General features: G+C 51.0%; 21 protein-coding genes and 2 pseudogenes. 12 read left to right on the top strand and 11 right to left on the bottom strand.

Going from position 1 to position 21535, the window contains the following annotated elements; genetic code table 11:
• A pseudogene (locus POG22_RS10515) lies at nt 1-131 on the top strand (IS30 family transposase); the annotation flags it as partial.
• A 47-nt stretch (nt 132-178) separates the two neighbouring features.
• Here POG22_RS10515 and POG22_RS10510 read toward each other — a convergent pair.
• Both POG22_RS10510 and POG22_RS10505 read right to left on the bottom strand, forming a co-directional pair.
• A complete protein-coding gene (locus tag POG22_RS10510; RefSeq protein WP_498905149.1) occupies nt 179-877 on the bottom strand; it encodes a pirin family protein in 699 nt (232 codons plus the stop codon).
• A gap of 46 nt (nt 878-923) precedes the next feature.
• A complete protein-coding gene (locus tag POG22_RS10505) occupies nt 924-1169 on the bottom strand; it encodes a CDGSH iron-sulfur domain-containing protein (RefSeq protein WP_071592138.1) in 246 nt (81 codons plus the stop codon).
• A gap of 103 nt (nt 1170-1272) precedes the next feature.
• Here POG22_RS10505 and POG22_RS10500 point away from each other — a divergent pair, with 103 nt between their 5' ends.
• The gene (locus tag POG22_RS10500; protein WP_074170773.1) at nt 1273-1644 is read left to right on the top strand and encodes a winged helix-turn-helix transcriptional regulator; all 372 of its coding nucleotides are present in this window, start codon (nt 1273-1275) and stop codon (nt 1642-1644) included.
• Nucleotides 1645-1685: 41 nt separating this feature from the next.
• A complete protein-coding gene (locus POG22_RS10495; protein ID WP_498905148.1) occupies nt 1686-2144 on the top strand; it encodes a pentapeptide repeat-containing protein in 459 nt (152 codons plus the stop codon).
• A gap of 399 nt (nt 2145-2543) precedes the next feature.
• On the opposite strand, the gene POG22_RS10490 is transcribed toward POG22_RS10495, so the two are convergent.
• Entirely contained in the window at nt 2544-2879 is a 336-nt protein-coding gene (locus tag POG22_RS10490; RefSeq protein WP_498905146.1) for an STAS domain-containing protein, read from the bottom strand.
• 338 nt (nt 2880-3217) lie between these two features.
• Between POG22_RS10490 and POG22_RS10485 the strand changes: the two genes are divergently transcribed.
• From POG22_RS10485 to cydB, 5 genes are all read left to right on the top strand, one after another.
• Nucleotides 3218-3412, top strand: a complete 195-nt coding sequence (locus POG22_RS10485) for a hypothetical protein (RefSeq protein ID WP_063714888.1) — start codon at nt 3218-3220, stop codon at nt 3410-3412.
• Nucleotides 3413-3719: 307 nt separating this feature from the next.
• Nucleotides 3720-4313: an AAA family ATPase gene (locus tag POG22_RS10480; RefSeq protein ID WP_082901240.1), complete on the top strand. Its 594-nt coding sequence runs from the start codon at nt 3720-3722 to the stop codon at nt 4311-4313.
• An 830-nt stretch (nt 4314-5143) separates the two neighbouring features.
• On the top strand, nt 5144-5407 hold the full coding sequence (locus tag POG22_RS10475) for a hypothetical protein (RefSeq protein WP_498905145.1): 264 nt from the start codon (nt 5144-5146) through the stop codon (nt 5405-5407).
• 467 nt (nt 5408-5874) lie between these two features.
• The gene (locus POG22_RS10470; RefSeq protein ID WP_063714890.1) at nt 5875-7308 is read left to right on the top strand and encodes a cytochrome ubiquinol oxidase subunit I; all 1434 of its coding nucleotides are present in this window, start codon (nt 5875-5877) and stop codon (nt 7306-7308) included.
• 11 nt (nt 7309-7319) lie between these two features.
• A complete protein-coding gene (gene cydB, locus POG22_RS10465; RefSeq protein WP_017660181.1) occupies nt 7320-8342 on the top strand; it encodes a cytochrome d ubiquinol oxidase subunit II in 1023 nt (340 codons plus the stop codon).
• 118 nt (nt 8343-8460) lie between these two features.
• Here cydB and POG22_RS10460 read toward each other — a convergent pair whose 3' ends face one another.
• Together POG22_RS10460 and POG22_RS10455 are read right to left on the bottom strand one after the other, a co-directional pair.
• Nucleotides 8461-9051, bottom strand: a complete 591-nt coding sequence (locus POG22_RS10460) for a Uma2 family endonuclease (RefSeq protein WP_498905144.1) — start codon at nt 9049-9051, stop codon at nt 8461-8463.
• Nucleotides 9052-9259: 208 nt separating this feature from the next.
• On the bottom strand, nt 9260-9838 hold the full coding sequence (locus tag POG22_RS10455) for a hypothetical protein (RefSeq protein WP_150128186.1): 579 nt from the start codon (nt 9836-9838) through the stop codon (nt 9260-9262).
• Between the two features lie 2 nt (nt 9839-9840).
• On the opposite strand from POG22_RS10455, the gene POG22_RS10450 reads away from it, so the two are divergent.
• On the top strand, nt 9841-9990 hold the full coding sequence (locus tag POG22_RS10450; protein ID WP_498905142.1) for a hypothetical protein: 150 nt from the start codon (nt 9841-9843) through the stop codon (nt 9988-9990).
• Nucleotides 9991-10171: 181 nt separating this feature from the next.
• Here the strand turns inward: POG22_RS10450 and POG22_RS10445 are convergent, their stop codons facing one another.
• Nucleotides 10172-10324, bottom strand: coding sequence for a hypothetical protein (locus tag POG22_RS10445; protein ID WP_498905140.1), 153 nt, complete (start codon nt 10322-10324; stop codon nt 10172-10174).
• A 60-nt stretch (nt 10325-10384) separates the two neighbouring features.
• On the opposite strand from POG22_RS10445, the gene topA reads away from it, so the two are divergent.
• Both topA and POG22_RS10435 read left to right on the top strand, forming a co-directional pair.
• Nucleotides 10385-13018, top strand: a complete 2634-nt coding sequence (gene topA / locus POG22_RS10440) for a type I DNA topoisomerase (protein WP_063714892.1) — start codon at nt 10385-10387, stop codon at nt 13016-13018.
• Nucleotides 13019-13190: 172 nt separating this feature from the next.
• Nucleotides 13191-13289, top strand: coding sequence for a hypothetical protein (locus POG22_RS10435; RefSeq protein ID WP_498905150.1), 99 nt, complete (start codon nt 13191-13193; stop codon nt 13287-13289).
• 115 nt (nt 13290-13404) lie between these two features.
• Here the strand turns inward: POG22_RS10435 and POG22_RS10430 are convergent, their stop codons facing one another.
• The 3 genes from POG22_RS10430 to POG22_RS10420 form a co-directional block, all read right to left on the bottom strand.
• Nucleotides 13405-13806, bottom strand: coding sequence for a response regulator (locus tag POG22_RS10430; protein WP_063714893.1), 402 nt, complete (start codon nt 13804-13806; stop codon nt 13405-13407).
• Nucleotides 13807-13817: 11 nt separating this feature from the next.
• A complete protein-coding gene (locus tag POG22_RS10425; RefSeq protein ID WP_498905139.1) occupies nt 13818-17837 on the bottom strand; it encodes a PAS domain S-box protein in 4020 nt (1339 codons plus the stop codon).
• A 196-nt stretch (nt 17838-18033) separates the two neighbouring features.
• Entirely contained in the window at nt 18034-19560 is a 1527-nt protein-coding gene (locus tag POG22_RS10420; RefSeq protein WP_063714895.1) for an anthranilate synthase component I family protein, read from the bottom strand.
• Nucleotides 19561-20011: 451 nt separating this feature from the next.
• On the opposite strand from POG22_RS10420, the pseudogene POG22_RS10415 reads away from it, so the two are divergent.
• Nucleotides 20012-20194: pseudogene (locus tag POG22_RS10415) on the top strand (IS1 family transposase); the annotation flags it as partial.
• Nucleotides 20195-20278: 84 nt separating this feature from the next.
• Here the strand turns inward: POG22_RS10415 and POG22_RS10410 are convergent.
• Nucleotides 20279-20569, bottom strand: a complete 291-nt coding sequence (locus tag POG22_RS10410) for a hypothetical protein (protein WP_498905137.1) — start codon at nt 20567-20569, stop codon at nt 20279-20281.
• Nucleotides 20570-20595: 26 nt separating this feature from the next.
• Nucleotides 20596-21535, bottom strand: a 940-nt coding sequence (locus POG22_RS10405; RefSeq protein ID WP_498905135.1) for an ankyrin repeat domain-containing protein, incomplete at its 5' end; no start/stop codon positions are given.

Below are 21535 nucleotides of genomic sequence, written 5' to 3'. Positions count from 1 at the left end.
TCTTGTCACCAGATGCGGTCAAAAAAGCAGTAGATTTACTCAACGATCGTCCTCGAAAATCTCTTGACTATCGAACCCCTTCTGAGGTATTTTATAGTCAGGGATCGGAGACCGTTGCATTTCAAACTTGAATTGGCGATCGAATTCGGACTGGCGGACGTCAAGTGTAATTGAGAAATCAAGCCAAGTCGAACAACAACACTTCTGCTTCAGACAGAGCAGAAACGTCTAACGCTTCCGTTTTCTCCACGGACACCGCATCTCCGCCGCTGAGGATCGCTCCGTTGACTTCAATGTCGCCGCGTACCACCTGCAACCAAGCATAACGTTGCGGCGAAAGTGCGTACGTTAGTGTTTCTCCAGGCGACAGAATTGTGGCGTACAGCAGTACGTCTTGATGTACCGTCAGCGATCGCTCTCGTCCGTCGGGAGAGGCGACGAGACACCACCGTCCCCGTTTGTCCGCTTCAGAATAGGTTTTCTGTTCGTAACTCGGCGGGAGTCCCCGTTGGTTGGGGAGAATCCAGATTTGCAACAACCGAACCGGATGCTGCTGCGAACCGTTGAATTCACTGTGAGCGATTCCCGTTCCCGCCGTCATCCGTTGCACTTCTCCGGCTCGAATTCGCGATCGCCCTCCCGTACTGTCTTCGTGTTCCAACACCCCTTCGAGGACATACGAAATAATTTCCATTTCCCGGTGAGGGTGCGTGCCGAACCCCGTTCCACCCGCCACTGTGTCTTCGTTAACGACCCGCAAACTGCGAAATCCCATAAAATTTGGGTCGTAATAATTCGCAAACGAAAAAGAATGGTACGATTTTAGCCATCCGTAATTTGCTGTTCCACGTGCTTCAGATTTGCGAACTGCTAACACGATTTGCCCTCCCAAACTCAGCGATCGCCTTGCATTTCAATTTAGTCTAACTCGTTTCTAAATTGTTGTGACTTCCATCACAAAACGGTGGATTTTGTGTCGCTTTACACTGACACAGTGCCACCTTTTTAGAGTCTGACACTTCAAAGCTGACAGGTGTAAACTGCGTCCCTTGGTGAGAGCCATCGCAGAATGGTTGTCCAGTAGAAAGGCCACAAGAACACCAGTAATAACTTCCCGGTTCTAGCGTCGAGACCCAAGGATTTAAATCTGCAACTTTCGGAGATTCCATAATCGCTCTACCGCAATTTATAACAACTATATTTACTGTAGTAACCCAAAAGATATACTGTAAAGTATGCACTTTAAAGTAAGCCAGTACCCAAAAAGGAACTATGGGACTTGCCCACGTCAACCCAGAACGGCCGACCTGTCCGGTTGAAACCACTCTCCGCGCTATCGGCGGCCGCTGGAAGGTTCTTATCCTGCGAGAACTGTTTCAAGAGGTCAAGCGGTTCAACCAACTCCACCGCACCCTCGACGGTATTACCCAAAAAATGCTGACCCAGCAATTGCGGGAAATGGAAGCTGACGGACTGGTACTGCGAACGGTATATCCTCAAGTTCCACCGAAAGTCGAATATTCTCTGACCGAACTCGGAAGGAGCCTCAAGCCGATTCTCGACGCCATGCACGATTGGGGCGAGCAGTTTTTCGAGCGTCGCACCTCTCTACTGACCGGCTCTACCTCCACTGAATCGAGATGATGTTTGACCCGTTGACACTTAATCCGCAGTACGTTGAGTTTTTGAACAAGTCCCCGCAAGAGCGTTTGTACGACTTACAACAGCTCGGTTGGGCTGGATATGCCGATGTTCTGACGCAGATGCCGCTAACGGCAACCAACGTCCGATGCGTCGCGCACCTGCTGGAGAGTTTCCCAAACACCGATCCGACCTCTCAGTTTCTCGATCTTGCAGAAGCGGACTTATCGGGTTTAGTTCTCGACGGAACTCACTTGATTCGTGCCAACCTGTCTGGTGCAAACTTGCAAGGCACTCGTTTGATGAAAGCCGATTTACGTTTCGCCAACCTATCTGGTGCCGATCTCGCCGATGCTGACTTGCGAGGGGCAACTCTTTACCAAACTGTGTGGATCGGGGCGAAGGTGATGGGATGTCGTTTCGATCGCAGTATCGGATTGACGCTGAAACAATCTGCCAGTTTGAAACGTCGAGGCGGTCTTCTCAAGCTGGCGATGCCATAATTTGGGGTCGGTGTAGAAACGCTCGAGCGTCGGCGGTTGTCAATGACTTCAACCTCAGCGACGCGCAATGGAAGGGTTAGCGCGGGCCGATCGCCCTCCCCACGAGGGAAACGGTCAGTTCTGGTTTTTTCGGCTCTCGACTCTTAACTGTTGAGGGTGGGTTCGGTTTCGCCAGAGCGATACTGCATCGCACTTCTGGCTGTAAACACAGACCCACCCCGGAGAGAGAGAAGATTTTGGAATAAGTAAATTCAGACAAGGTTGGAATTGAAACGGCTCACAATCGCGAACGCAAATAACAAATCTCAAGAACTGATGGTATAGGATGCACCCGACTGAAAAACACGAGAAAGAGAACGTAGCGTTCGAACGCAAACGAGTGAGGTCGGGACTCACCATCTAAGCAACAGCGGTCTCTAAGGCGCTGTGACTGTCAAACATCTCGAATACGCGATCGAGTTGGGTTAACTCGAAAATAATGCGGATTGCGGGAGACACCGAACACAAACCAAATTTGATGTCGATCCGGTGTGCCAGTTTTAAGGCCGACACTAATGCCATCAATCCCGCACTATCGAGGGATTCCGTTTTTGCCATATCGACCAACACCACAGGCGTTTTGCGAGCCGAGACAGCAGAGGTCAGTTGTTGGCGCACTTGCTCGGCGTTAGCAGCGTTGAGATGACCTTCAAGGCAAACAACGGTTACGTTCGGGTGAGTCGTAGCGGTCTGCATAACTTTATCCTTATACTTAAACTGAACTGTTGCGTGTCATGTTACGACGATATGCTATCCCTCTCGGAATCGGCTACCCAACCCCTTTGGGTTTGCGGAATCTTTGTTTTACGACCCCGTTATGTAAAGATTTCAGAAAGGCTCGTTTCAAAAAAGTATCTCTAAATACCATCTGAAATCTTTATGTTAGGGTTGGACGGCAAATTGACATAAAAGTTCCCCACGTCGAACCGGTGTAATTTTGCAGCGATCGAGATCACGTTTTTAGGCATGACGCGATCGCATGAGTTGAAGGCACTTCGACCGAGAATGATGGATATCGCATTCTTTTAATACCCATGAAAGCGTCAGCGGCAATCCGTCATCTCGTCGAAAAAGCGCTGTACATTAAACGCTTAACGCCCGATCTCGAAAACCAGATCAATGCCGAGCTAACTCGGATGGGATACATTTCTGATGTCGATTACGAGGCTTTAGAGCTATTGATGGACGAGATGGATAGCGGCCGCATTCAACTCGTCGCGAGTCCCTAGAGGGTTCGATCGCCCGATTTCCATCGTTCTCAAAAACAGTTTTAACCCTTAAGTTTTCTGAGTACACCTCGAGTTTCTTAAACCCTCAAATTGTTTGGCTCGAGTGACATAAAGCTTTTTATCGATATAAAAATTAACGATATCGAAATCAATGTTTCGGAGACTGGAACAGTTGTAGCGGGTTTCAGAGGGGCGATCGCTTGAAATCCGCTCGCGATCGCGAGCCACGAGCGGTTACGATCGAGTGCATCTCAATTTCGTAGAACGACCCCTCCGCCTTCGGCACCTCCCCGTGAGTTCGGGGAGGATGGGTGGGGTTCCGATCGCAAAAGTGAGATGTACCCGTTACGATCGAGATCGTGCAGCCGAAGCATCGATCGAAGAGACATCGCAGATGACGCCAGACCTCCAAGAGCAGATCTCAACCCTTCAAGCTACTATCGACACCCTGGAGAAAGAACGGGCTGCTTTAGCCGTTCGTCCCGTCCTCCCCGAGAGCGACGCCCCCGAAGCGATCGTCGAAGCCTACCGTTCCCACGCCCGAGCGACGGCTCGACAGGCCGCCGAAATTAAAGGGATCGACGACGCCATCACCGCTTTAAAAGACAGACTGCGAGAAACGAAAGCCCTTGTCGGCCGCTATCGCGAACACCGACGCGATCCCGTCCGCGAAGAAATCGAACGAGCGAAAACCGAAGCCGAACGCCACGCCGAACGCATCAACGAGCTGGCGATCGAACTCACCGACGAAATTCGCGCCCTCAAAGCGATCGCCGACGATCTCAGCCCTTTATATTGGCAATACGAAGGAAAACCCTTCATCACCGGATTCAAGCGCATCACCGTTCCCGACGTGCGCTCCGACGGTGCTGTCTGGCGCATCGTCAACCGGATCGTTTGAAGGGAGTGACGATCGTGAGGAGATAACTTCACGTCATCTCCTCACCTCTGTTAGTGGTGCAGAAAAGTCCTGAAACCCTTGTTAGAAAAGATATCGTCGTATTAAAGGGTTGGCCGCAAAATCCCAGATCGGTAAATGGTTGCCGGAGATCCTCGACATCTTGGAGATGCCGGGAATCTGGCTTGAATCTCGATCCAGATTTTATGTGTTTTGTCAATCCCCGATCTCGAAAAGTTTTTTGCACCACTGAGCCTCACCTCTTCTCCTTCACTCAACTCAGCTAGAGAAAAAGCGCCATTGAGTGCCAGGAAGTTTAACTCGAGCGGCAATGCGCTTAACGGTAGACTCAACCAAACCCAATCTGATAGAAAGCCCAAGAGATTGAAAAGTATTATACAGTAATGATAAAAAGATTATTCTGTGGTTTTGGCTTATGATTTTTCCCCAATGCGGCAGTTAAAATCACGTCAAAAGCGATCGCACCTATTACTATTATGGAAAGCATAGATTTAAATGTAAATATTGTGATTGTCAGTATGTTGAACAATCTCAATACCAACATATTAGGTGCATCTCAAAAATGTAAATTTATCAGATCGGAGTCTCTGCGGTGAATTGAGCTGTTGTTGGATTTCGCTATCGCTCCACCCATGGACGGCAGCGTTGCCGAAGTCCAACCTACCCCAGATTCATATTTTGATAAAAGTGAGATGCACCCAACATATTTCTGAAGAGACCTGTAAATTGGTTGTTCGCAAAGCGAAACGGAGTTCTTTCGACTTTTTTAAAAAGTCTCGTTATCCGGTATTTCTCGAGTTTTAAGAATTTCTATGCGACATCTTCAAGAATACGTCAACAAGAAATTAGCACAAGTCCCTCGAAAAGTTGAGTTCGAGCGGAGTCAAGGACTTCACGACGCCGACTCCCACCTCGTCGGCTCTCGCACCGAGTGCGATCGCAGGTTTGTTAGGAATTGGAGTGGCGATCGCACGACGCAACTGTCGCGAACGAGCTTAGAGATCGTGTTCTTTCTTAGTCTAGAGAAGTCTCGCTGTTTTTCAGGGGCATTCGATGCGATCGCCTCAATTCTGTAGAGTCGTTATTTTAAGATCGTAGTCTCCATCGATCTCGATAACATCTCGATCTCGACTCTTACTATCAATAAATGTAGCTGTCGATACCGTTAGTAAAAACACGATCGAGAAAAGCTGGATCGGGTCAACTCAGATCGATCCAGCCTAACGAAATGACAACCCTTATCTTGAAAGCATTTTAGCGAAAATCGCTCCGATGTGTAGAGTCGCGCTACGAACAAAATGCTGAAGAGGTGCGAGAGGTTCGATCGATTTTTCCGAGATTCTAGAAGAACGGACGATCGCCAATTTCGAGCGATCGCAGTTTGACCGTCTGTCCGACTTGTCTCAGCTTGTCATCTCTCCTCCCTCGATCTGCAAATCTTAATCTTAAATTCCCAAAACCAGGGTTCCACCTTCTCAAAAATCTGCGATATAAGAAGGACAGATTATCCATCCTCTAAAATCGTTCAACGCTCGAAAAATATATGGAGTTTCTCCAAGATACCGTCGTGCTGTCGCGTCTACAGTTTGCGCTGACAGCCATATTTCATATGCTCTGGCCTGTCCTCACCACCGGGATGGCGATTTACCTCGTCATCGTCGAAGGGATGTGGCTGCGAACTCGCAACCCAGACTACTATCACCACGCGCGGTTCTGGGCCAAACTGTACGTTCTCAACTTCGGAATCGGCGTCGCCAGCGGCGTTCCCATGGAATTTCAGTTCGGGACGAACTGGGCCCCGTTTTCCGAAGCCGTCGGCGACTTCTTCGGAAGCGTTCTCGGCTTCGAGGCGTCTATGGCGTTCATGCTCGAAGCCGGATTTCTCGGCATCATGTTGTTTGGGTGGGAACGCGTTCCCCCCGTCATTCACTACCTTTCCACGATTATGGTGGCGTTCGGCGCGAACCTGTCCACCTTCTGGATTATCACCGCCAACTCCTGGTTGCAAACTCCGTCCGGCGGCGAAGTGGTCGATGGAAAATTCGTCGTCAGTAACTACTTCGAGGCGATCTTCAACCCCTTTATGGCTAAAAGCGTCTCCCATATGTTCTTAGCGACGCTGGAAACCTCTTTGTTCGTCATTGGGGGAATTAGCGCCTGGTATCTCCTCAACCAACGACACCCGCAGTTCTTCGCGCGATCGCTCAAAATCGTCCTCGCCGCCGCGATCGCCGTCGCACCCCTGCAAATCTACGTCGGACACCTCAGCGGCGAACAAGTCTATCACGAACAACCGGCCAAACTCGCGGCCATGGAAGCGCAATGGGAAACCATTCCCGCTGGAACCGTCGCACCTTGGAGCGCGATCGCACTTCCCAACGTCGAAGCCGAACGCAACGACTTTGAAATCTCCGTTCCCAACGCACTCGGCTACATTCTCGAGTTAAAACCCCAACTGTCCGAACCCGTGTTGGGATTGAAAGAATGGAAACCCGAAGATCGTCCGGCGATGGTGGGATTAATTTACTACTCCTTCCGCATCATGGTGGCGATCGGGTTTTTCTTCGCTGGATTGATGCTGTTGAGCGTCGTTCAGTGGTTGCGCGGAAAACTGTCGTCTGAGGAAATTGGGAAACAGCGTTGGCTGTTGGTTTCGTGGATCTTCGCCGCTCCCCTAGGATACATCGCCGTCGAAGCGGGTTGGATCGTCCGTTGTGTGGGACGACAACCTTGGGCCCTGTACGAACAAATTCGGACAGTCGACGCAGCGTCTAAACTCCCACCCGGAAACGTATTAGTCTCGTTGACTGGATTTACCGTCGTCTATTCAGTGTTGTTCGTCACCGCCTTGTACTTTGGAAGTCGCATTATTCGCAAAGGCCCCGATCTCGATCGACCCCTTCCCGGACAAGGCGATCGCGATCTTACCGAACCGGCGACTCACGAACCCGATAGCCGTCCGGTTGAGGCGCAATAGGAGGAAAGGTGATGGATTTAACGATTTTAGACAACTTTCTGGCGCAAGTGTGGTTTGCTATTCTCGCCTTGTTCCTTTTCCTCTACGTTATGCTCGACGGCTTCGATCTCGGCGTGGGAATTTTATCGCTGACGGCGTCGAGTGAAGAACGTCGTGGGATTTTGATGACCAGTTTGAGCAATGTTTGGGACGCCAACGAAACCTGGTTGGTGTTGATGGGTGGTGCGTTGTTCGGTGCGTTTCCCCTGGCGTACAGTACCATTCTCAACGCCCTTTACATCCCCATTTTGACGATGGTGTTCGGCTTTATTTTCCGCGCCGTCGCCTTTGAGTTTCGCGAACATTCCGAAAGTAAGGTGTTTTGGAATTCCGCCTTTGGTGTGGGAAGTTTTCTGGCGGCGTTAGGACAAGGGTTTTCGTTAGGTGCAGTTCTCGAAGGAATTCACGTCGATAAAGCCGGACATTTTATCGGGAGTACTTGGGATTTTTTGAGTCCTCAGTCTGTTGTGGTGGCGTTGACGTTGATTCAAGGCTACGTTCTCATTGGTTCGACGTACCTAATCCTTAAAACTGAGGGCGAGTTACAAAAAACCCACTATCGCACTGCTAAAATTGCAACGGTCACAACGTTACTCGGTGCGATCGCCATTACGATTTCGACGCCAATTTTCTTCGATTACACTCGAGAGCGGTTATTCGACGCACCCTGGATTTATATTTTTGCCACGATTCCCCTACTCGGTGTGTTGCTAATTTGGCAGTTGTGGAAAAGTATCGATCGCCAAAAAGAAGTCGCACCGTTCGTCTGGACGATCCTGATTTTCTTGCTGACGTTTATCGGTTTGGCGTTGGTCGTTTTTCCCTTTATCATTCCCACGCAAATCACCATTTACGATGCCGCAGCCACACCCACCTCGCTAGTGTTTATGCTAGTGTTTATCGGCGTGTTAATTCCAATCATGTTGTTCTACAACATTTATCAATACGTCGTGTTTCGCGGTAAAGTGACCAGCAGCTATTACGGCGAATCTTAACAGAAATAGAACTCTCTTCGGACAAGATCCCCGGCATCTCCAAGATGCCGGGGATCTAGCTTATATGGTTTAATAATAAACTCTCTGTGTCCTCCGTGTCTCTGTGGTGACTTCAAATTTAGGATTTTTGAATCTCGCTCAACTCAACTTTTTCGTATAAATCAGCAAGCTGAATCTCGAGGTCGATCGCCCCCAATTTAAAACTCGCATCAATTCCATGATATTCAGAAAACAACCATCGATCGACATCCATTTTTAAATAATGTTCCACATGAGGCGAATCCTGTTCGATTAACAAATACTCCTGAAAACTTTCAAGCGTACGATACGCCGAAAACTTATCCCCTTTATCGTAACCACGAGTCGAAGGCGACAACACTTCCGCAATTACCAAAGGATTGAGAATCGTATCGTTTCGTCCCTCTTGAAGCCGAATCTCACCACTGACCACCATCACATCAGGATACGTATAAATTCGCCGTTCGGGAATCCAAAGCCGTTGTTCGGCGATAAAAACATCGTAAGGATGACGTTTTAGCGAAAAATTCAAGAAAGCGAAAATATTTCCAGCAACTCGATTGTGATTTGGGGTTCCACCCGCCATAACGGTGATGTCTCCGTCAATATATTCGTGGCGTTCCTCAGCGTTGGCTTCTCGTTCTAAATACTCTTCCGGGGTGTAACGTTTCGATTCAGTCGCGACAGTCATAACGGGGTTCCCCTTTCAGCAACGGAACGTCATTTCGATCCTAGCCGATTTTCCAATTCAAAATCCCCGATATCTCCAAGATGCCGGGGATCTGAAAGAAAACAATAAAATCCCTCTGTGTTCTCTGTGTCTGGTGTGGTGAATCAAAACTCTAGGGTGTTGGGTTTCGCTTGCGCTCCACCCAACCTACAGACAGAGGGTTTCGCGATTAATCGAGATAGCCCATGAGCGTATCGATTTCAACCGTGGCGTTGGGTGCCACCGGACGGTTACCCATAATCGTAATCGTCTCGCTGATGGCTAAGGTACTCGCTGTAATGGGACGAACCCCAGAGGCTTGCATCGTATCTTTGACTTTCAGCGAACTCACCGAAATTGGACGGTTGCCCATCGTGTTGTAAGTTTCGCTGATAGCGAGGCTGCTCGCCGCAACCGGCCGAATTCCAGACACTTGAATCGTCTCCGCAAATTGAATGTCACTACTAAAAATGGGGCGTGCGCCGCCGACTGCCGCGAAGGTTTCGGCAATTTTACGGTGGCTCACGGTTACAGGACGGTGTCCCGGTAGATCTTCGGCGGGTTTGATTTCGAGGGCTTTTTTCGTTTCCGATTCCCCCGGAACCGCTAGAGCCGTCACTTCTTTTTCTTCCGTTGCCTCGGATTTGTCGGTTGCCTTAGCTTGGCTTTCAGTGGTGGATTGGGTTTCTTCAGCTTTGGAGCTAGAAGAACTCTTCGTACTCCGGCTTCTGCTGCTTCTGGTTTTCGGGGTTTTATCGCTAGTAGTCATGCTTGCGTTTCCTAATCTTAGCTACAATTCTCGTCCGATCGCACCGAAAAGCCGCGATCGCGATGGAGGCGGTAACGGCTTGCCCAGATGCCGAACGTATCGATGTTTTGAATCCTTGTCGGTCAACGGCTCTCAAAGCCCGAAAGCATTAATCTTAATAGATTTTACGATCGATTTTAGAATTGCTTAAGCATTGTTGTAAAGGATTCTCAACACTATGATACATAACGATACGTCCGATTCGATCGCCCCCAAAGACGACAAAAGCTAATCAAAGCGTTTATATTGATTTATCACCGACGGGTGCGATCGCTCCCGGTGGTTTTTTCAACCCTATCGCGGTAGAAGACGCCATATCGCGTCTGCCACTGATGCCGTTTCGATCGCGATCGCGATCGATCCCTTAAATTTTTGGCGATCGTCCGATTGTCGATCTTCGGCGTTCGGATATATGGTTGAAAATAAAGACCCACGGGAACGTCCCACCGGGCAATCTCTATCCATCCATACGCGCCTAGCTGTCACTGGTCGAAGTAACAAAACTCCATGTCAACCCTGGTCATCGTCGAATCTCCCACCAAAGCCCGCACCATCCGCAAATACCTCCCGGCTGACTTCCAGGTGGAAGCCTCGATGGGTCACGTTCGCGATTTGCCACAATCGGCGAGCGAAATTCCGGCTGCTGTCAAGAAGGAGAAGTGGGCGCAGTTGGGGGTCAACGTCGAGGCGGACTTTGAACCGATTTACGTGGTTCCCCGAGATAAAAAGAAGGTCGTTAAAGCCCTCAAAGACGCCCTCAAAACCGCTGACGAACTCGTCCTCGCCACTGACGAAGACCGCGAAGGTGAAAGCATTAGCTGGCACTTGCTGCAAGTTCTCAAGCCCAAAGTGCCGACCAAGCGCATGGTCTTCCACGAAATTACAGAAGATGCCATTCGCAGCGCGATCGATAACTGTCGCGATCTCGACGAGCAACTCGTCCACGCTCAGGAAACCCGCCGCATTCTCGATCGCCTCGTCGGATACACCCTCTCGCCGCTGCTCTGGAAAAAAGTCGCCCCCAAACTCTCCGCCGGGCGCGTGCAGTCGGTGGCGGTGCGCTTGTTGGTGATGCGGGAACGGGAACGCCGCGCCTTCCGCATGGGTTCCTACTGGGATCTCAAAGCCAGCCTCACCCACGACAACACGCCCTTCGAGGCGAAACTAACGTCTGTCGGCGGGACAAAGGTGGCTACGGGAAGCGATTTCGACGAGAAAACCGGGAAAATCGCCCAAGGTCGCCAGGTTCTATTACTGAATCAGGAAGAAGCGATCGCCCTCAAAGACCGCCTCGCAGACAAAGACTGGACGGTGGCGAAGTTCGACGAGCGATCTTCCAAACGCAAACCCGCCCCGCCCTTCACTACCTCCACGCTGCAACAGGAAGCCAACCGCAAATTACGCCTGTCCGCTCGCGAGACGATGCGCGTCGCCCAAAGCCTCTACGAAAACGGCTACATTACTTATATGCGGACGGACTCGGTGCATTTGTCCGACCAGGCGATCGCCGCCGCCCGTCAATGCGTCGAGCAGATGTACGGGAAAGAGTATCTCAGCCCCAAACCGCGCCAGTACGCCACCAAAAGCAAAGGCGCTCAAGAAGCCCACGAAGCCATTCGTCCGGCGGGAAGTCGCTTCCGTACGCCCAAAGAAACGGGATTGAGCGGCCGAGAACTGGCGTTGTACGATTTGATTTGGAAGCGGACGGTGGCCTGTCAGATGGCAGAAGCCCGACAAACCTTCGTGGCGATCGATCTCAACGTCGAAGACGCCGTATTCCGCGCCAACGGAAAGCGCATCGACTTCCCCGGCTTTTTCCGCGCTTACGTCGAAGGTTCCGACGACCCCAACGCCGCCTTAGAAGACCGCGAAGCTATCTTGCCCAATCTGGAGGTGGGCGATTCTCCCACTTGCACCGAAATCGATCCCGTCGGTCACGAAACCCAACCCCCAGCGCGATACACTGAGGCGTCCTTGGTGAAAACCCTCGAAAGCGAAGGCATCGGGCGTCCGAGTACCTACGCCAGCATCATCGGGACGATTATCGATCGCGGCTACGCCCAGATGAACGGTAACGCCCTGATTCCTACGTTTACGGCGTTTGCGGTTTGTAGCCTGCTGGAAAAATACTTCCCCGACCTGGTAGATTTGCGCTTCACCGCCAAAATGGAGCAAACTCTCGACAACATCTCGATGGGAGAAGTCGATTGGATTCCCTATTTACGAGAGTTTTACCTCGGCGACAACGGCTTAGACACGCAAGTTCGCCAGCAGGAAGACCGCATCGACCCGGCGGAAGCGAAAACCGTCGAGTTGGAAAACCTACCCGTTAAAGTCCGTATCGGCAAGTTCGGTCCGTATTTGGAAGCGGAGAACAACGGCGACACGGTTACGGCGTCGATTCCGCAAAACCTGACGCCCTCTGACCTCGACCCGGAACAGGTGGAAGTTCTGCTCAAGCAGAAAACCGAAGGTCCCGAGAAATTGGGGATGCACCCGGAAACGGGAGAACCGATTTATCTGCTCATTGGCAGTTACGGTCCTTACGTGCAGTTGGGTGACAAAACCGACGACAACCCGAAACCCAAACGCGCCTCGCTCCCGAAAGGGTTGAAGAAGGAGGACATGACCCTCGAGACTGCGGTGGGGCTGTTGTCGTTACCTCGGAAGCTGGGGGTTCACCCGGAAACGGGGAATGCGATTCAGGCGGGATTGGGTCGTTTCGGTCCTTACATCGTCCATAAGAAAGGCGGTGAGGACGGGAAAGACGATTATCGATCGATTAAAGCCAGTTCTGGGGACGATGTGCTGACGATTCAGCTCGATCGCGCTTTGGAAATGCTGGCCGAACCGAAGCGGGGACGCGGCCGTCGCGGAAGTACGAAGAAACCGTTACGGGAACTGGGGGAACACCCGGAGGAGAAGGAACCTGTTAATATTTACGATGGTCCTTACGGTCCTTATATCAAGTACAAGCGGAAAAACGTTTCGATTCCGGAAGGGGAGTCGGTGGACGATTTGACCTTGGAACGAGCGGTGGAATTGATTGCGGCGAAGAAATCTACGAAGTCTCGCAAGTCTACGGGTAAGACGAAGAAAACGTCGACGAAGAAGACTTCGACTCGTAAGAAGAAGAGTTGATTTGCTCTCGTTGGGGTGTTGGATGCAATGCCTCAATGAGGTTTTTTATCACAAAAAATGTAATTCGTCAATAGTTTTTGTAAATTTTTCCGGCGGGAGCTAGATCCCCGGCATCTCGAAGATGCCGGGGATCTGAGTTCGTGGCGTTGTTTCGGTTTGCCATACCCTTGCCATCGACAGTATGACTTACTCAGATTTTTTCCAACGTCTGTCAATTCAAACGATTGTCCGTCAAAACAGTCTGAACTTACTCGTTATTGATGTTCTATAGGAGCGTATCGCACGATGGAACTATTGCCACACCCTCAAAACGCTGCTCGAACACGATTACAGCCTTTCGCAAAACCAACTGCCAAGCGATCGCCTCGTTTCGATCGCCGAGCATCTCATAACTGCCAATTTAAAATCGCACGAATATCTTCGACCAAACTCAACGCCGCAAAGGGCTTCGTAATCACACCCGTTACCCCTAACGCTAAATAGGCTTCGCGTTCGCTAGCTTTGGCTTTCGCCGTCAAAAAAATTGTCGGAATGTCGCGAGTCTCGGGATCGCGTTGAAGGTGTCGAAACGTCTCTGCTCCGTCCATACCCGGCATCATCACGTCCAGTAAAATCGCGTCGGGGTGGTGTGAAGTTGCGATCGCGATCGCCTCTCGTCCCGAGGCCGCCGTCAATACCTCCCATCCCGCCGCCGCTTCTAGAGAAATTTGCACGATTTCGCGTACGCCGTCGTCGTCATCGACCACGAGAACGCATTTGGGGGTAGAAAGCGGGGAAGCGATCGCCATAAATGGTTCCTCTAATCGGGCGTCGATAACGTATCGGTCGTCGGTAACGTAAAGTAAAAACAACTGCCGACGTCGAGGGTGCTTTCGACCCAAATCCGCCCGCCGTGTTGTTCGACAATACTACGACAAATCGTCAGCCCTAATCCCGTCCCCCCTTTGCGGCGGGAATCAGACGGATCGACTTGATGGAACCGCTCGAAAATGCGATCGAGCTTGTCGGCGGGAATTCCCCGGCCTTCGTCTCGCACCGCAAAGCGCACCGTTGGCGGTTCCTCACCGTCGAGTACTTCAGCAGAGACCCAAATGGTTTTCCCTACCTCAGAAAACTCGATGGCGTTACCCAGTAAATTCGTCATCACCTGTAACACGCGGTCGGGATCGGCAAACACGAACACATCGCAAGGGGACGAAACCAGCGTAATTTTAGCCCGGTTTGCCATCACCTGCATTTGTTCGATCGCCCGAACCACGAGAGTCGTAACGTTAGCAGACTGCCGAGACAGATGAATTTTACCCGATTCCAACCGCTCCAAGGCCAGAATATCGTTGACCAACCGTACCAAGCGCTCGGCGCTTTCGGCCGCAATCTGCACCACCCGCATTCCCCGTTCGGAGGTCGGATCGACCAAATGGCTGGCCAACAGGTTCAACGCCCCATGAATCGAGGTCAGTGGGGTTCGTAACTCGTGACTGACCACGGAGACGAACTCGTCTTTCATGCGTTCGATGGCATGGCGTTCGGTAATATCTTCGCCGATACTGAGAGTACCGACGACCTCTCCGAGAGAATTTTTTAAGACGGCATTGTTCCAAGCAACGATGCGTTTTTCCCCGCTGTCAGTCAAAATGGGGCCTTGGCGTTGCGGTTGAAAGTCTTCCTTGAGAATCGACTCGAAATAACGGCGTACCGAGGTGCGGTAAGACGGTGGTAAAAACGTCTCGAACCAATCTCGCCCGAGCAAACTGTCGCGATCGAACCCCGTCAAACTGGCAAAAAACGGGTTGACGTAACTAATACAGCCGTTTAAATCCAATCCCACTACCAACAGCGGCACGTTTTCCAACACGCCACGCCAACGGCGTTCGGACTCCCGCAACTGACCTTCAGCGTGTTTGGCTTTAGTAATATCTCGAGCGACGGACGAAAGGAACTGAACCTCGCCGCTGGCGGTTTTGTGGGCGATGAGGAGTTGCGAGAGGGGAATTTCTCGACCCTGACAGTCGATCGCTGCCGTTTCACCCACCCAACTGCCCCGTTCAACGGCGGCGGGTATCGCTTGGGTTTCGATGAGTTGCCAAGCCCGTTCGGGATGTCCACACCGCATATGCCACCGGTCGAGGCTGGCGTTGGGGGAAAAGCCCCAGACCTTCCGTGCTGCTTGGTTGAGGTAAAAGGGGCGACCGTCGAGGGTACTAGAGGCGACGATATCGGGACTGGCTTCTAAAATGGCGATGAGGCGATCGCGATCGGCTTCAGCTTTCTTGCGCTCGGTGATATCCTGCATCACCACCATTCCCGCCAATACGTCTCCGGTTTCGTTGCGAACCGGAAGGGCTTGATAGGCGTAAGTGTTCTCGCCGTGTTGGATTTCGGCGGCCACGGTTTGCCCGCAGAGGGCAGCGTGGTAGAGGGGTTTCGCGTCCCGGTACATGGCCGGTGGCAGCACGTCAGAGACGATCTGGCCTTCGAGTCGCTCTCGGGACAAGCCTCGGGCTGCCAGTCCCACGCCGTCGGCGATACGATAGCGCCAGTCGAGATCGAACAGGAAGACTGCTCCTTTGGGGAAGTTTTCGACCAGCGTTCGATATTGCTTTTCGCTTTCCCGCAGTTTGGCTTCGGCGATTTGTCGTTCTGAGAGTTCCTGCTGAAGCTGTTGGTTGGTCTGGGCCAGTTCGGCGGTGCGATCGCGCACTCGGTTTTCCAGTTCCCGTTTGGCACTGACGAGAAAGGCTTCGGCTCGTTTGCGCTCGGTGATGTCTTTGGCAATTCCCGTGCGGCGGTGAAGTTTTCCGCGTTCGTCGAGAACGGGATAGCCGCGATCCCAGACCCAGCGTACCGAACCGTTGGGGCGAACGATGCGATATTCGAGGTCGAAGGAAATGTTGAGAGTTTGGAGAACGGGCAACACGCGATCGCGATCGTCGGGGTAAATCGCCTCGAGGTAGCCTTTGGGATTGTCGTACAAACTCTGACAGCTTCGTCCCCAAATTTTCTCGTAAGCGGGACTGACATACAGAATTTCGCTTTCGGTGTCGTCGCTCATCCAAAAGACATCGTCGATACTTTCTGCCAGTTGGCGGAACCGCCGTTCGCTTTCTTCGTGGGCTTGGTGCGTTCTCAAGGCTGCGATCCCGTACACGAGATCGGCCGCCAGCTCTCCGAGAAACTGAATTTCTGCCTCGTCGAACGTGTAGGAACGGTGGTGGTACAGATTTAAGACGCCGATGGTCGTGCCGTCGTGAACCATCGGAACGGCGATGGAGGACGCATAGCCTCGTTTTCGGGCTTCTTCGCGCCAGGGTCGGTAACGGGGATCGTTGAAGATATCTTGAAAAACGCTGATGCGGCCGGTACGGGCGGCGATGCCCGTGGGGCTGCGACCCCGTTCGCAATCGTCCCAAGTGATGTGTAGGGTTTCGAGATAGCCGTTATCGAAACCGGCTTGGGCGACGGGACGAATGGGTTTAGCGGCGTCGCGTTCGACGTATCCCACCCAGGCGAGGCGATAACCCCCAGCGGCGACGAGGATATGACAGACGTTTTCAAACAAATCGGTTTCAGAGGTGGCGCGAACCAGGGCTTGGTTGCAATCGCTGAGGGTTCGCAGGGTGCGGTTGACTCGATAGAGTTGGGCTTCGGTGGCTTTGCGATCGCTGATGTCGGTGTGCGATCCCACCATACGCACGGCTTCCCCCTCCTCGTTCCACAGGGCTTGACCGCGATCGAGTATCCATTTGTACGTGCCGTCTTTGCACAGGACGCGGTGTTCGGTGATGTAAAACGGCGTTTTTTTGTCGAAGTGATCGCGAATGGCTTGCGTTACCCAGTCGAGATCGTCGGGATGGACGCGCTTAGACCACTCGTCGAGGGAGTTTGCGATTTCCATTTCCGTGAATCCCAGCATTTCTTTCCAGCGGGGGGAAAAGAAAACTTCGTTGGTTTTGACGTTCCAGTCCCAGATACCGTCGTTGTTCCCGCGAACGGCCAGTTGCCAGCGTTCTTCGCTGGCGTGAAGGGCGGCTTCGGCTTGTTTGCGGTGGCCGATGTCTTGGACGACGGCGATAAAGTAGTCGGGGTGGTCGTCGCGATCGCACACCAGCGATACGGTTACGTCTCCCCAAACTTCCGTACCGTCTCGGCGCAGATAGCGTTTTTCTTGGGTAAAGGTGTCGAGTTCTCCCCTCAGCAGTTTTTGAATTCCAGCGTTGCTGATTTCGAGGTCTTCAGCATGAGTAAAGTCGGCATAGGGGCGATCGAGCAGGTCTTCAGGGTTATAGTCGAGAAATTCGCAAAATTTGCGGTTGACTCGCAGAAATCGCCCGTTGGTTCGCACGTGAGCGATGCCGACTGCTGCCTGCTCGAAGGTCGCCCGGAAGCGATCTTCGCTGTCTTGAAGTTCGGCTTCGACGCGATCGCGCCAGCAGATGTGGGTGGTGTCCTGACAGCACGGCGGTAAGGAGGCCAGAATGTCTCGAGCCATCCAAATGACGCGATCGCCCTCTAAAGGCGATATTTTGGCCACGTACCACAGGCGCTGTTCTTCGTCTTCGAGGTCGTATTCAAAGATTTGGGTCGTCTGGGTTTCGATCGCGCGACGTACGGGAAGAAGAAAGCGATCGCGCGTCTCTTCCTCGTGAAACTGATTTAAGGTCAACCCAGCCACGTCGAGATCGCCCCGAAGTCCCCCCGTCGGGAGTAGTGAAATCTCTTCAGCTTCGGAATCGAGAATCAAAATAATCTCCGGCAAAATGCCGAAAATCCCTTGAAGAAGGGACGCCTGGGTCGGAAGGGTCGTTAGAACGTTGGTCATGAGGTGAGGAGATGGGGAGATAGGGAGAGGGGGAGATAGGGAGAAATATTTGACTGTCTCTACTGTTGACCGATCGCGTTTCCCTCTTCACTGATGAAGCCGCATCCGGTCGATCGGTATTTGTCCTCAACTATTGTTACAGCGGTGTTGGATACCGTTGCACTCCCGCAATCGACCTCTGTTCCGTTCGTTGCGATTAGCTGAGCGATCGCACCGCCACCAACAAGCCTCGCGCTTTGTTTAGGGTTTCTTCGTATTCTGTTTCGGGATCGGAATCGGCCACCAACCCCGCTCCCGCTTGCACGGATACGATGCGATTTCCCGACTCGTCCGAACGAACGATCGCGGTACGAATGGCGATCGCCGTGTTCAGTTGTCCCTCGAAATCGTAATAGCCGTATACCCCGGAATAGGGACCGCGACGACAGGATTCGAGTTCGCGAACGATCTCCATGGCGCGAATTTTCGGCGCACCGCTAACGGTTCCGGCGGGAAAACAGGCTTTCAGCAATTCCCATGCCGACTTCGACGAGTCTAACTCCCCGATTACGTTGCTGACGATGTGCATGACGTGGGAGTACCGTTCGACGGCCATCAACTCGTCTACCGTCACCGTTCCGTTGCGACAGACGCGGCCGAGGTCGTTTCGTCCCAAATCCACTAACATCACGTGTTCGGCGATTTCTTTGGGGTCTTTGAGTAAGTCTTCAGCGTAGTCGCGATCGGCTTTTGGTGTTTTTCCGCGAGGGCGAGTTCCGGCGATGGGGCGCACCGTGGCGATGCGAGTTCCGTCGTCGCGGCGTTCGGCTTTCACCATCACTTCGGGACTCGAGCCGATCGCCTGCCAAGTGTTGAAGTTAAAATACGCCATGTACGGCGAGGGGTTTATCAGGCGAATCGAGCGATATAGGGAAAAGGGATCGCCGGAATACTGCGCCGAAAGCCGTTGAGAAATCACCACTTGGAAGATATCTCCGGCTTTGATGTAGTCTTTGGCTTTAAGAACGCTCTGACAAAACTGTTCTTTAGTGGTGTTGCTGGTGATTTCGAGGGGTTTGTCCTCGTGAGCTTGCGGCGGCGTCCACTCCAACATGGTTTCGTCGTCGGAGAGGGGTTTTTGCAGCTTTTCGACGAGTTTCGAGACGCGATCGCTGGCTTTCTGGTAGGCGTCTTCTAGGGAAACGTTAGGATCGCGCAAGTCTGCATAGGCGATCGCCCAAATTTTCCCTTTCACGCGATCGAACACCAGTAGCGTATCGACTTGCATCCACACGCCGTCGGGTAAATCGTCGTCTTCTGGGGGATATACTGGAACTCTCGGTTCGATCCAGTGGATTAACTCGTATCCCCACATTCCGAACAAGCCGCCGATTCCCGAGGGAAGTTCCGGCAGTTTTACCGGATCGTAAGGTTCGAGACAGGTTTCTAAAATCGTGAAAGGATCGCCTTCAAAGCGATCGATCCGTCCGTCGCGAAAGGTTTGTGTCGTTTGTTCCCCTCGCGATTCCAGAACCCACAAGGGATCGCACCCGAGAAAACTGTAACGACCGATACGTTCTCCCCCTTCGACTGATTCCAATAAGAAACTATAGGGTTGACCCGCACAGACTTTGTACCACGCGGAAACGGGTGTATCTAAATCCGCCACCCATTCTTGATAGACGGGAACGAAGTTTCCAGTTTGCGCCAGACGGCAAAATTCAGAAAAATCGGGGAAAATCACGATCGCTCACGGATAAGGAGTAATGGAGAGGTTTGGAGAGAAATTATACCAACTTTCGGTCGAAGTTGATGGTGAGGGTGAATGTTCGGGGTTCTCTTCTCTTGCAAACGGCAATCGTACCGTTCGAGATCTGTCGAGTTGGCGATCGCCACCCTCTTCAAAATTTATCGAGTCTTGCCCCAAATTCACGCCATTGAGAGAAAGATCGCACAGAATAGAATTGAAACAATCCTCGACGAGGTTCAAACGAGTTTCACGAAATTCATCCATCAGTCTAGAGAGTGACTCCTCACTTTAAACTTCTTTTTTTTCGATCTTAACTGAATTGATATTTCTCATCTGTCATTCTTCGCATAAAAATCTCGATCGTAGTCGTTCAACACTTGTTAAAGAGAGAATTGAAAAAATCTGCTTCTTCCGAAGTTACCATGTAAAAAATTACCAAAAATCTAAGGATTCGGGAAAAACCAGTTATATTGAAAGATTCAACAATACTCTTCGTCAGCGTGTGTCTCGATTCGTTCGTAAAACTTTATCTTTTTCTAAAAAGTTAGAAAATCACGTGGGCGCGATTTGGGACTTCGTCCATCATTATAATGCTTCAATCCGCGCTCGTTATCATCACTGTGCATAATTATCAACGGAGGTAGTAATGAGGAGTAATGCTACTTTGGTTTTTGAATCCTTGCCACGCGAGGATTGTGACTGCTCAGCATCATTAGAGTGCAGCACTACCTACCGTCGAACTGACGCGGATGTTCTCGTTGTCGTACTCGTAAACCACCGTATCGCCATCAGCGGTGTTGACTTCCACTAAGCAATTTCGGTCATCCCAGGTGTACGTCGTTTCTTTCCCGTTCGTCGTCTGGGACGTGAGGTTTCCGTTGTCGTCGTACTCGTAAGTCGTTAAGACTCCGTTAGCTGTCGATTCCAACAGGCGATCGTTCTTGTCGTAGCGATAGGTCGTTTCTCCCTCAACGGAATCGACTCGTTTCAGACGGTTCCCCACATCGTCGTATTCGTAAGAAGTAGAAATTATCCAAACCCAAACTCTTGTCCAGCACCATGTTCTAGAAGAAGATTAACCACTTCTTCGTCTTTCTGTGCTATAGCAACAATTAATGGATTCATTGCAGATCGACCTTCCCCTTGACTGTGAAAATCAACACCATTTTCTACCAAGAGTTTTATGATTTTTATCCTTCCTTTTTTTCTCATAGCGTAGTGAAGTGGGCTACATCCATGAGCATCCTTTATATTAACTTTTGCAGAATTTTCTATGAGAATTTTTACAATTTCATCACCATAATTTTGAGACGCATAAAATAAAGAGGAGCAGCCTTCACGATCTAAATAGTTAATATCACCTCCAAGATTTATTATCGCCTGTACCATATCGATATATTCAAAACTTGCTGCAATATGTAAAGATGTCCAACCATGTAAATTTTCAATATTTATATTAGCTCCAAAATCTAACAAAATTTTCAAGGCTTTTTCATTATTTGCAAATGCGGCTTCATGCAATGGATATTCGTATGGAGGCTTTCCGGCACTATTGACATTAGCATTATTTATTAACAGATAATTTATAATGTCTATATGTTCGTAGCGACAAGCAAAATTAAGCAACGGGCAGCCTTTCATTGTATGTTTTGTATTGACTTGATTGAAATCAAATCCTGCTGTTTTACTGAGTTCGATCAATAAATCGATATCACCGACTGCAATTGCATCAAAAACATCTATATCGGCTCCAGTTTCTTTTAGAAACTGTGCAACTTTTAATTGTTTGCTATGCGAAGCCATATTAATGGGTGTGGTTCCATCTTTGGCTTTAGCGTTAATTTCTGCGCCACTGGATATCAGAAGCTTTACTATGTCTAAATTGCCTCGCGTGCAGGCTTGATGAAGAGGAGTCATATGATTGTCATCTTTAACGTTCACGTTAACACCATAAGAAATCAAAGTTTCC

This window comes from Geitlerinema sp. CS-897 (assembly GCF_028368005.1).
GTDB classification, from domain to species: Bacteria; Cyanobacteriota; Cyanobacteriia; order Cyanobacteriales; family Geitlerinemataceae; genus Baaleninema; species Baaleninema simplex.
The sequence above is the reverse complement of the archived record's forward strand: the minus strand, read 5'-3'. Positions and strand labels throughout refer to the sequence as shown.

Bases quoted from the DNA above. Each gene is read 5' to 3' on its own strand.
- POG22_RS10505 (WP_071592138.1), bottom strand. From the start codon at position 1,169: ATGGAATCTCCGAAAGTTGCAGATTTAAATCCTTGGGTCTCGACGCTA.
- POG22_RS10500 (WP_074170773.1), top strand. From the start codon at position 1,273: ATGGGACTTGCCCACGTCAACCCAGAACGGCCGACCTGTCCGGTTGAA.
- POG22_RS10490 (WP_498905146.1), bottom strand. From the start codon at position 2,879: ATGCAGACCGCTACGACTCACCCGAACGTAACCGTTGTTTGCCTTGAA.
- POG22_RS10485 (WP_063714888.1), top strand. From the start codon at position 3,218: ATGAAAGCGTCAGCGGCAATCCGTCATCTCGTCGAAAAAGCGCTGTAC.
- POG22_RS10480 (WP_082901240.1), top strand. From the start codon at position 3,720: ATGGGTGGGGTTCCGATCGCAAAAGTGAGATGTACCCGTTACGATCGA.
- POG22_RS10475 (WP_498905145.1), top strand. From the start codon at position 5,144: ATGCGACATCTTCAAGAATACGTCAACAAGAAATTAGCACAAGTCCCT.
- POG22_RS10470 (WP_063714890.1), top strand. From the start codon at position 5,875: ATGGAGTTTCTCCAAGATACCGTCGTGCTGTCGCGTCTACAGTTTGCG.
- cydB (WP_017660181.1), top strand. From the start codon at position 7,320: ATGGATTTAACGATTTTAGACAACTTTCTGGCGCAAGTGTGGTTTGCT.
- POG22_RS10460 (WP_498905144.1), bottom strand. From the start codon at position 9,051: ATGACTGTCGCGACTGAATCGAAACGTTACACCCCGGAAGAGTATTTA.
- POG22_RS10455 (WP_150128186.1), bottom strand. From the start codon at position 9,838: ATGACTACTAGCGATAAAACCCCGAAAACCAGAAGCAGCAGAAGCCGG.
- topA (WP_063714892.1), top strand. From the start codon at position 10,385: ATGTCAACCCTGGTCATCGTCGAATCTCCCACCAAAGCCCGCACCATC.
- POG22_RS10430 (WP_063714893.1), bottom strand. From the start codon at position 13,806: ATGGCGATCGCTTCCCCGCTTTCTACCCCCAAATGCGTTCTCGTGGTC.
- POG22_RS10425 (WP_498905139.1), bottom strand. From the start codon at position 17,837: ATGACCAACGTTCTAACGACCCTTCCGACCCAGGCGTCCCTTCTTCAA.